The sequence below is a fragment of the Mucilaginibacter sp. genome, from assembly GCF_028288105.1.
In the GTDB taxonomy this organism is placed as follows: Bacteria; Bacteroidota; Bacteroidia; order Sphingobacteriales; family Sphingobacteriaceae; genus Mucilaginibacter.
On record NZ_JAQBOI010000290.1, the window covers coordinates 1 to 10,424 of the forward strand.

Annotated in this window: 8 protein-coding genes; all 8 read left to right on the top strand. The window is 42.8% G+C overall.

The features are described from left to right. The first annotated feature begins 684 nt into the window (after positions 1-684). Positions 685-1,506: a histidine kinase gene (locus tag JWQ85_RS19235; RefSeq protein WP_299470852.1), complete on the top strand. Its 822-nt coding sequence runs from the start codon at positions 685-687 to the stop codon at positions 1,504-1,506. Further along, the gene (locus tag JWQ85_RS19240) at positions 1,475-2,113 is read left to right on the top strand and encodes a response regulator transcription factor (protein ID WP_299470854.1); all 639 of its coding nucleotides are present in this window, start codon (positions 1,475-1,477) and stop codon (positions 2,111-2,113) included. The genes JWQ85_RS19235 and JWQ85_RS19240 overlap by 32 nt, the downstream gene beginning before the upstream one ends. Before the next feature lie 29 nt (positions 2,114-2,142). After that, positions 2,143-3,213 (top strand): PA0069 family radical SAM protein, encoded by a 1,071-nt coding sequence (locus JWQ85_RS19245; RefSeq protein ID WP_299470856.1) that lies wholly within the window; start codon positions 2,143-2,145, stop codon positions 3,211-3,213. Positions 3,214-3,261: 48 nt separating this feature from the next. Next, the gene (locus JWQ85_RS19250; RefSeq protein ID WP_299470858.1) at positions 3,262-3,816 is read left to right on the top strand and encodes a DNA-3-methyladenine glycosylase I; all 555 of its coding nucleotides are present in this window, start codon (positions 3,262-3,264) and stop codon (positions 3,814-3,816) included. A 130-nt stretch (positions 3,817-3,946) separates the two neighbouring features. Further along, a complete protein-coding gene (gene polA, locus JWQ85_RS19255) occupies positions 3,947-6,757 on the top strand; it encodes a DNA polymerase I (RefSeq protein ID WP_299470860.1) in 2,811 nt (936 codons plus the stop codon). Positions 6,758-7,392: 635 nt separating this feature from the next. Beyond that, positions 7,393-8,817 carry a glycogen synthase gene (locus JWQ85_RS19260; RefSeq protein ID WP_299470862.1) on the top strand — a complete coding sequence of 475 codons (1,425 nt, stop codon included), beginning with the start codon at positions 7,393-7,395 and terminating at the stop codon, positions 8,815-8,817. Then, positions 8,814-10,076, top strand: a complete 1,263-nt coding sequence (locus JWQ85_RS19265; RefSeq protein WP_299470864.1) for a glucose-1-phosphate adenylyltransferase — start codon at positions 8,814-8,816, stop codon at positions 10,074-10,076. The genes JWQ85_RS19260 and JWQ85_RS19265 overlap by 4 nt, the downstream gene beginning before the upstream one ends. Before the next feature lie 77 nt (positions 10,077-10,153). After that, complete coding sequence (locus JWQ85_RS19270; protein ID WP_299470866.1) at positions 10,154-10,351, top strand: hypothetical protein; 198 nt, start codon at positions 10,154-10,156, stop codon at positions 10,349-10,351. The last annotated feature ends 73 nt before the right edge of the window (positions 10,352-10,424 follow it).

Here is a 10,424-nt window from a genome sequence, read left to right on the forward strand (position 1 = left end):
CGGCGGTGGCCTTGATAATGGTAAGCTTTGCCCCCCAGACCCAGGTTGCTAATAATTATCTGATATGCTTTTATCCGCTTACTTATTTTTTGAATTTCTTGCGTTTATAATATCAGTAATAAAATACAGGGCGCTTAAAAATACACCATATGTTTATTTTATACCCTATCTTTTTTTAGTGCTGATTTATGAATATGGGACTTTAAAAAACTGGTTTGTGATAAATCATAGCAACCTATGGATATCAAATATCACACTCATCATCTTCTTTCTGTTTTACAGCGTTTTTATACGTAGTATCATCAAGACAGAAAAATTCAAAGAATGGATAAAAAGGCTGATCTTTTTATCCATTCTTTGCTCTGCAGCAAACATGGTTTTTGTTCAGGGTCTTTGGAATTTGAATACCATTACCATTTTATTTCAGTTTGCTGTTTTAATTATAGTTACCTGCTTGTATTTTTATGAGTTGATGAACTTTATGGGCAAAGAACCGCAGGTTTTAAAAATACCCGGGTTTTGGCTAAATACGGGGGTGCTGTTTTTTTGTCTTGGGCAGTTTCTGTTTTACTCGTCTTTTGCCTATATGGCATATAAAAAAAATTATGAGTATGCTCTTTTACACATGGTGTTATCTAATATTGCGAATGCCATTTTATATTCCTTTTTAACTATCTCGTTTTTATGCATAAGGACGAAGAACTAATAGTTTTAATAATTGCAGGCACAATTATGCTTTTATTATTAGGGATATTCATTATCAGTTTTTTGTTTTTTTACCAAAAAAAACATAATCAGAACGCGATAGATAAGGAACAATTACAAGCACGTTTCCAGCAGGAGTTACTAAAAACACAGGTGGAGATGCAGGAGCAAACACTCAACCACATCAGTCGCGAGATACATGATAATATTACACAGGTATTATCTTTTGTAAAACTAAACCTGGCCATACCGGCCAAAGCCACACGCGAGCAAGCCGAACAAAAGATAAGCGAAAGCCGCAATCTGGTGGCACAGGTAATAAACGACCTGCGCGACCTTTCTAAAAGCCTTAGTTATGAGCATATTGTTCAGCTGGGCCTTGTAAAAACCATTGAAATAGAGGCCGGGCGGATAAATAAAAGCGGCATCATCGCTATTGAATTAGCCATCGGCGGCGATGCCCATAACCTGGGCGAACAGCGCGAACTGGTACTGTTCCGCATTTTTCAGGAAGCGCTTAATAATGCCCTTAAACACTCGGGCGCAAAACAGCTAAAAATCAGTTTGGATTATTTTGATCATTTGTTTAATTTAACCATTCGGGACAACGGTGTGGGTTTCTTAGTTAATGCGCTGCCAGATGGCGGCTCGGGCTTAAGAAACATGGTGAACAGGGCTGCCTTAATTGGTGCCGTTGCTGTTATTGACAGCGCGCCAGGCAAGGGTTGTTGTATAAAAATTGCTATAGACCCCCTTACACAAAACATAAATGCCAACGGAAACCACAATAGCCCTGGTTGATGACCACCGCCTGTTCAGGAGCGGGATGGTATCATTAATACATAGTTTTACCGGCTATAAAATTCTTTTTGAAGCTGGCAACGGTGAAGAGCTTACGCGTAAAATATCCCCCAAATTTAAACCCGATATTATTTTGCTGGATATAAATATGCCCGTTATGGACGGCATAAGTACAGCACAATGGTTACGCAAAGCCTATCCGGAAATAAGTATCATTATCCTATCGATGTTTGAAGATGCCGAGAAGGTACTTACCATGGTTAGGATAGGGGTTAAAGGCTATCTGCTTAAAGATGCCGAACCGCATGAGTTTGAGCTGGCGCTAAAGAAAGTGACACAAGGTGAGATCTACTACCCCGAATTTGTTACCCGCCACCTGGTACAAAATTTTAACAAACACGCCGAGCAGGTTAAACTAAATAGCCGCGAAATTGAGTTTTTAAAATTGGCAGGCACCGAACTTACTTACAAAGAAATTGCCGACCAGATGTGCATCAGCGCCCGCACCGTTGATGGTTACCGCGACCAGCTTTTTGAAAAACTGCAGATAAAAAGCCGTGTAGGGCTTGTGTTGTATGCCATAAAAAATAATATGATAGAGTTGTAATTTGCTAAAATAATTAGCAAATTTGTTCTATGTCACACGAAGAAAACCCCGAGTTTTTTAAGGGACGCGGCGCACAGGTAAATACCCATAATAAGTTCCTTAAAAATAAGTATGTATTAGAGCACATTGAAGGCTTAGATGAGCAATTGCTGGAAAACACGCATACGCAGCTTTTTGAAGAGAACCCCAAAAAGATAGTAAGCGAATCTAACAGCCCCGATCTTAGCCATATGTTCTCTATAAACCCCTACCAGGGATGCGAGCATGGTTGTATATACTGTTATGCCCGCAACAGCCACGAGTATTACGGTTTTAGCGCAGGGCTTGATTTTGAGCGCAAGATAATTGTGAAGCGCAACGCGCCCGAGCTGCTCGAAAAGTATTTTAACAAAAAAGGCTACGAACCCGTCCCCATTGTGCTATCGGGCAATACAGATTGTTACCAGCCCATTGAGCGTAAACTGAAAATTACCCGTGGGCTTTTAGAGGTTTTTCTGAAATACCGCAACCCGGTAAGCATTATCACCAAAAACAATGTGGTGTTGCGCGATATAGACATTTTAAGCGAAATGGCTGGCATGAACCTGGCGCATGTAAACATATCCATTACCACCCTAAATGAATCGCTTCGCCAAAAGCTGGAGCCACGTACGGTAACAGGTATGGGCCGGTTGGCTGTTATTCAAAAGCTTTCGGAGAAAGGGATACCCTGCAGGGTAATGGTAGCGCCTATCATCCCCGGACTAAACAGTAGCGAGATCCCCGATATTATAAAAGCCGCGGCAGATAGGGGGGCGCTATCGGCAGGTTTCACTATTGTCAGGCTCAACGGCTCCATTGCAGAGATCTTTACAGATTGGGTGCACAAGGCTTTCCCGGAGCGTGCCGATAAAGTGCTGAACATGATCAAGGCTTGCCACAACGGGCAGTTAAACGACAGCGATTTTGGTCGCCGAATGAGTGGCGACGGGCATGTTGCGCAATCCATACATCAGCTATACCGCATGGCCTGCGTTCGTTTCCTTTCTGGCCGCGAAATGCCGCCGTACGATCTTAGCTTGTTTACACCAAAAGGCGGCAAGCAAACCAGCATGTTTTAACGCTGGCTTCACTATTAATTGAATAACAGAAGTTTAATATATTTACCTATGCCAACAAAGCAAATAACCCGCTGCCGCTGGTGCGGTACCGACCCGCTCTACATGAAATATCACGATGAAGAATGGGGCAAGGTAACGCACGATGACAAAGTACTGTTCGAGTTTTTAACGCTGGAATCTGCCCAGGCCGGTTTAAGTTGGATAACTATTTTGCGCAGGCGCGATAACTACCGCAAGGCATTCGCCAATTTTGATGTGGAGAAAGTGGCGAAATTTACCGAGAAAGATCAGGAGCGTTTATTGCAGGACGAGGGAATCATCCGCAATCGTTTAAAAATAAACTCGGCTATTAACAATGCCAAACTGTTTATCGAAGTGCAAAAGGAGTTTGGCTCGTTCAATAATTACCTGTACAGCTTTATGCCCGATGGGAAACCTATAACCACCTATACAGGGTCGCATGTAAGCACACCAGAATCTGACGCGATAAGTAAGGACATGAAAAAGCGTGGCTTCAAATTCTTTGGTACCACTATTTGCTATGCCCATATGCAAGCAACTGGTATGGTTAACGATCATATCCCGGAGTGTAGTTTTAGATGATTTCACCGATTTTGAAAAAACGATTTCACCGATTGATTACTCATCAACATAAATCGTATTTTTGAAACACACTATTTAACTAATCACCATAATCGGTGTAATCAAAGAACAATCGGTGTAATCTTAATATATGAAGAAGCTTTTTCTATTGGATGGTATGGCCCTGATATACCGGGCACATTTTGCTTTAAGTAAAAACCCGCGTTTTACTTCGGCTGGCTTAAATACCTCGGCAGTTATGGGTTTTACAAACACCCTGCTGGAAGTTCTGCGCAAAGAAAAACCTACCCACATGGCTGTGGTTTTTGATACCGATGCCCCAACAGAGCGGCATACCGAATATGAAAAATATAAGGCCCATCGCGAAACAATGCCCGAGGATTTGAGCAAAGCTTTGCCTTATATATTTAAAGTAGTATTAGGCTTTAATATCCCGCTTATTACATCTGACGGTTACGAGGCCGACGATATTATAGGCACCCTTGCCAAAAAAGCCGAACAAAAAGGTTACCAGGTTTACTGTATGACACCCGATAAGGATTTCGCACAGCTGGTATCAGAAAACATCCGCATTTATAAACCTGCCCGCATGGGTAACGAGATGGAGATCTTGGGTGTAAAGGAAGTACTTGAGAAATGGGAAATTGAACGCCCCGAACAGGTAATTGATATCCTTGGTCTTTGGGGCGACGCGGTTGACGGTATCCCCGGCATCCCCGGTGTTGGCGAAAAAACAGCCAAAACATTAATTAAACAATACGGCTCGGTTGAAGAGATCATAGCCCACAGCCACGAGCTAAAAGGTAAGCTACGCGAAAACGTGGAAAACTTTGCAGAACAGGGCCTGATGTCGAAAAAACTGGCCACTATTAATCTAAACTCCCCGGTTGAACTGGATGAAGCCGGACTGGAAATGTGCGCCCCAAGTAAAGACCTGCTGGAACCATTGTTTGCCGAACTGGAATTTAGAACGCTGGGCCGCCGAGTGTTTGGCGATGATTTCAGCATCACCGAAACCCGCGCGGTATCTGTACAAACCGATCTGTTTGGCAACCCCGTTGCCGATGGCCGTACAACCCTCGAAGTTGATGTACAGGATATTTACGAAGCACCAACGCCGGTAGACATTAAGAACATTAACACCGTTGAGCACGAATATATTTTGGCCGATACTTTTGAGAAACGTGCCGAACTTATCAATCTCCTTAAACAACAAAAGAGCTTTTGTTTTGATACCGAAACTACCGGCACCGATGCTAATCAATGCGAATTGGTGGGCTTATCGTTCGCGGTGAAACATTACCAGGCCTGGTATGTGCCCGTACCGGTTGATGAACAGGAAATTATAAAGATAGTGGCCGAGTTTAAGCCGGTATTTGAAGATGCCGCTATCGGCAAAATAGGGCAGAACCTGAAGTTTGATATATTGATGCTGAAATGGTACAATGTAGAAATGAAGGGCGACCTGTTTGATACCATGATGGCGCATTACGTTATTGACCCGGATACCCGTCATAATATGGATATCCTGTCAGAAAACTACCTGCAATACAAACCGGTTTCCATTATCGAGCTAATTGGTCCCAAAGGGAAAAACCAAGGTAATATGCGCGATGTGGAAATAGAAAAAATAAAAGACTACGCTGCCGAGGATGCTGATGTTACCCTGCAGCTAAAAACGGTTTTCGAACCTAAGATAAAAGAAGTAGAAGCCGAAAAGCTACTGCACGAGATAGAGAATCCATTAATATATGTATTGGCCGATATTGAGCATGAAGGTGTACGTATTGACCACGAAACACTAAAGGAGTTCTCGAAACTATTGGAAACGGATATTGCCGTACTGGAAAAAACCGTATTTGAAAAAGCGGGTGTGCGGTTCAACATAGCATCGCCAAAACAACTGGGCGAGGTATTGTTCGAAAAATTACTGCTCGATCCTAAAGCCAAAAAAACTAAGACCGGCCAATACCAAACCGGCGAAGATGTGTTGTTATCCCTTGCTTCCAAAAGCGATATTGTGAGGGATATATTGGATTTTCGCCAGCTGCAAAAGTTGAAATCTACCTATGTAGATGCTTTACCTACCATGGTGAACGCTAAAACCGGCCGCATACATACCAGCTACAACCAGGCGGTAGCGGCTACGGGCAGGTTAAGTTCTAATAACCCCAACCTGCAAAATATCCCTATCCGTACCGAAAGGGGCAGGGAGGTAAGAAAAGCATTTATACCTCGCGATGAAAACCACAGCATTGTATCTGCCGATTATTCGCAGATAGAGCTGCGCATCATCGCCGAAATAAGCAAAGACCCTAATATGCGCCAGGCCTTTATTGATAATATTGATATCCACACAGCTACTGCAGCCAAAGTGTATGGTGTAAGTATTGAAGAGGTAGATGGCACCCAGCGCCGTAATGCTAAGGCGGTAAACTTTGGTATTATTTATGGGCAGTCGGCATTTGGTTTATCACAGAATTTGGGCATCCCGCGTAAAGAGGCTGCCGAGATCATCGAAAACTATTTTGCCCAGTACCCAGGCATAAAACAATACATGGCCGATACCATGAACTTTGCCCGCGAGAACGGTTACGTATGCACCCTTATGGGCCGTCGCCGTTACTTGCGCGATATCAACTCGGCCAACCAAACCGTACGTGGCTTTGCAGAACGAAATGCTATTAACGCGCCGATACAAGGTTCGGCGGCGGATATGATTAAGATTGCCATGATCAACATCCATCGCGAGTTTAAAGCCCTGAACCTGGATGCCCGCATGACCATGCAGGTGCATGATGAGTTGGTGTTTGATGTGCCTAACCACGAGATAGAGATCGTAAAGCCCATCATCCTGGAAAAAATGAAAAACGCCATCAAAACCGAAGTGCCGATAATGGTGGAGATTGGTACAGGATCGAATTGGTTAGAGGCGCATTAATTAGGTACGTCAGACTGATAAATATGTCAGTCTGAGTTTTAAAATCCGTGAGGCCTTTGTAGGTGCAATGACTTTATCTTTGCGAAGACATGCCGCGTGACCGATTATACTGGTGCATTTTGCCTATGCCAGATTTGGATTTAATGGTGTCGTTATTTCGTCAGTAGCTTAATTTTTAAATCCCTTGCTATCAGTTATTTATATGTTCATGATGGCGTTCACGGCCGTGAACGTGAACACTTCTCACGCCATTTACTAACAATTTGTCATGGGTAGCTTGTCGAAGACTTATGCGGTATGCACGATCGTTAAAGGTTCGACAAGCTCACTATGACAATTACCCCTCCTGTCATTTCGAACGAGGTGGAGAAATATTGTACACCCAAGTTTCAACCATCCTATCGAACTCTCCATCCTCCACTCATTGAAATGACATTTAAGATGACGCCATCCCGCCTTTAAACATCATTGACAAATTCACAATAAATACCACACCCCAATTCTCATTTATGCATTAATTGTAATTAACAGCCTTATTTGATTAAATAATATCACTTTTTCAAACACATTTTTCCAATTATGTGTTTGTTCATTTGGGGAAATGTTTAGTACCTTAAACCATTATATAATCCCGAATGAGAATTTTTCACCTGAGTGCCGAGTGTTACCCTGTTGCTAAAGTTGGGGGCCTTGCCGATGTGGTTGGCGCGCTGCCCAAATATCAGAATTTGGCAGGGTTGCAGGCCGCTGTAGTTATGCCTTATTACAACCGTAAGTTTGTACACGACAACACATTTGATATTGTTTTTCAGGGGACTACATTGTTAGGCACACGCAGGATCTACTTTGAGATTTTAAAAGAACAAACAGATAAGCTGGGCTTTGAGCTATACCTGATAAAAATACCGGGCCTGCTGGATAGGGAAAATGTTTATAGCTACCCGGATGAAAAAGAACAGTTCATTGCGTTCCAGATAGCGTTTTTGGACTGGATAAACTGGAGCGGCCAAACCCCGGATCTGATCCATTGCCATGATCATCATTCGGGCCTGGTGCCGTTTATGATGTATAACTCGGCATTATATCGCAGGCTGGCACATATTCCAACAATATTTACCATACATAACGGCCAGTATCATGGCGCCTTTGGTTGGGAGAAATTAAATTACCTGCCCGAAATTGACTTTTATAAAACCGGTTTGTTGGATTGGAACGGAGCGATTAACCCGTTGGCTTCGGCGGTGAAATGCTGCTGGAGGTTTACCACCGTATCGCCAAGTTATTTGCAGGAATTAAGCATAAGCTCTAACGGGCTGGAATACTTGTTCTATGTAGAGCGGGATAAAGGTACGGGGATTATCAACGGCATTGATATCGAGGTATGGAACCCCGAAACCGACCCCATGCTGCCCGAGCACTTTAATACCACAACGGTTACAAAAGGCAAGCAAAAAAATAAAGAGATATTATGCGAGCGCTTCGGCTTATCTGCCGATAAACCATTGATAGCCTTTATTGGACGTTTGGTTAGCGAAAAGGGCTCGGATGTGTTGCCCGCAGCTATTGAAAGAAGCATAAAGGAGCATGGCGATAATGTTAACTTTTTAATACTGGGTGCCGGCGATAGTGCTACAGAATTGTCCTTAAGCTTGCTAAAACAATTGCATCCTCAAAACTGCAATGTATTCATCGGTTATGACGAATCATTGGCACACCTTATTTATGGTGGGGCCGATTTCCTGCTAATGCCATCGCGCGTGGAGCCTTGTGGGCTAAACCAGATGTACGCAATGCGTTACGGTACAATGCCAATGGTAAGAAGCACCGGCGGTTTAAAAGACACGGTGATTGATTTTGGTGAAGAAGGCGGGTATGGCATACGCTTTGCCAACGTAAGTGTTGATGATATTTGCGTATCGGTTACCCGGGCGGCTGTGCTGTATAAAGATAGCCGCAAAATGCAAACACTCCGCAAACGCATGATGGCCCTCGATTTTTCGTGGGACCGGTCAGCGAAAGAATATATGAATTTGTATGAAAGTTTAATTCCTAAGATATGACATCAAAAGTAATCAGCATTGTACTTGGAGGCGGCCAGGGCAGCCGTTTGGCACCACTTACATTAACCCGTTCAAAACCGGCAGTGCCAATTGCGGGTAAATACCGTTTGGTGGATATTCCCATCTCCAACTGTTTGCATTCGGGGATCAGTCGCATATTTGTGTTAACGCAGTTTAACTCGGCATCGCTTAACAAGCACATTAAAAACACTTATCACTTTAGTACGTTCAGCACTGCTTTTGTTGATATTTTGGCCGCAGAGCAAACGCCTACAAGCGGTGGCTGGTTTCAAGGTACTGCAGATGCTGTAAGGCAAAGCCTGCACCATTTGGCTACGCACGAGTTTGAGTACGTGCTGATCCTATCGGGCGACCAGTTATATCAGATGGATTTTGAAGAAATGATCCAAAAGCATATCGATACAGGTGCCGATATCTCTATAGCTACCATACCAGTACATGCTAACGATGTGCCGGGCTTTGGCATCCTTAAAACAGATGAGGATAGCATGATAACCTCGTTTATTGAAAAGCCTAAAAAGGATTTTGAGAGTTGGGCATCTGATGTAAGTGATGAAATGAAAGCCGAAGGCCGCATTTATCTGGCATCAATGGGTATATATTTGTTTAACCGCAAACTGTTATTTGAGCTGCTGGAAGGAAACGATCATCCTGACTTTGGGAAGGAGATCATCCCGCAGGCAATTATAGGCCACAAAGTATTAAGCTATCAATACGAGGGGTACTGGACAGATATTGGTACTATCTCATCTTTTTTTGAAGCCAACCTTGGTCTTACTGATGATATACCAATGTTTAACTTGTTTGATAAAAACCACATATATACCAGGGCGCGCATGCTGCCGCCTACCAAAATATCGGGCACATTGATAGATCGTTCTATTATTGCTGATGGATGTATTATTAATGCCGCCCATATTATTCATTCCCTTATTGGTATCCGTACCCGTATTGGTGTTGCCAGCGAAATTGAAAGCTCCTATGTAATGGGTAGTGATAATTACCAAACGCTTGAAGAAATAGCAATTGCTAAAGCCAACAACGAGCCAATTATGGGCATTGGCGACAGGTGTTCTATCAAAAATGCTATCATTGATAAAAATACTTATATAGGCGATGATGTAAAAATAAACTGTGGTGAACCGCTTCCTGACGGCGATTTTCCAACCTATACAGTTACCGATGGGATTGTTATTGTGAAGAAAAGAGCGATAATTCCAAGTGGCACAGTAATTTAATTTAAAGGATAGTGGAATAATTGGCAGTTAATTTGCGTTAGATAAAGAAGAAACTAAAAAACTTAAATTAACTTGTTATGAAAAAGACTATCTGTATGATCGCGGTTGCCGCCATCTCATTTGGTTGTGTAAATGCATTTGCTACCACACCAGTACAACAAACACAGCAAGATTCCACTAAGAAGAAAGACAAGAAGATGAAGAAAGACAAAAAAATGTGGAAAGACAGCACTAAGAAAGACAGTACTAAAAAAGACACCGGGATGAAAATGTAATTCTTCTTCTAACAAAAAAGCCTCCCGCTAACCGGGAGGCTTTTTTGTGAATTGATTTTTCTTATAATTCTAT

Coding starts and splice junctions, on each gene's coding strand:
- JWQ85_RS19265 (WP_299470864.1), top strand. CDS start 8,814: ATGACATCAAAAGTAATCAGCATTGTACTTGGAGGCGGCCAGGGCAGC.
- JWQ85_RS19235 (WP_299470852.1), top strand. CDS start 685: ATGCATAAGGACGAAGAACTAATAGTTTTAATAATTGCAGGCACAATT.
- JWQ85_RS19245 (WP_299470856.1), top strand. CDS start 2,143: ATGTCACACGAAGAAAACCCCGAGTTTTTTAAGGGACGCGGCGCACAG.
- polA (WP_299470860.1), top strand. CDS start 3,947: ATGAAGAAGCTTTTTCTATTGGATGGTATGGCCCTGATATACCGGGCA.
- JWQ85_RS19240 (WP_299470854.1), top strand. CDS start 1,475: ATGCCAACGGAAACCACAATAGCCCTGGTTGATGACCACCGCCTGTTC.
- JWQ85_RS19260 (WP_299470862.1), top strand. CDS start 7,393: ATGAGAATTTTTCACCTGAGTGCCGAGTGTTACCCTGTTGCTAAAGTT.
- JWQ85_RS19270 (WP_299470866.1), top strand. CDS start 10,154: ATGAAAAAGACTATCTGTATGATCGCGGTTGCCGCCATCTCATTTGGT.
- JWQ85_RS19250 (WP_299470858.1), top strand. CDS start 3,262: ATGCCAACAAAGCAAATAACCCGCTGCCGCTGGTGCGGTACCGACCCG.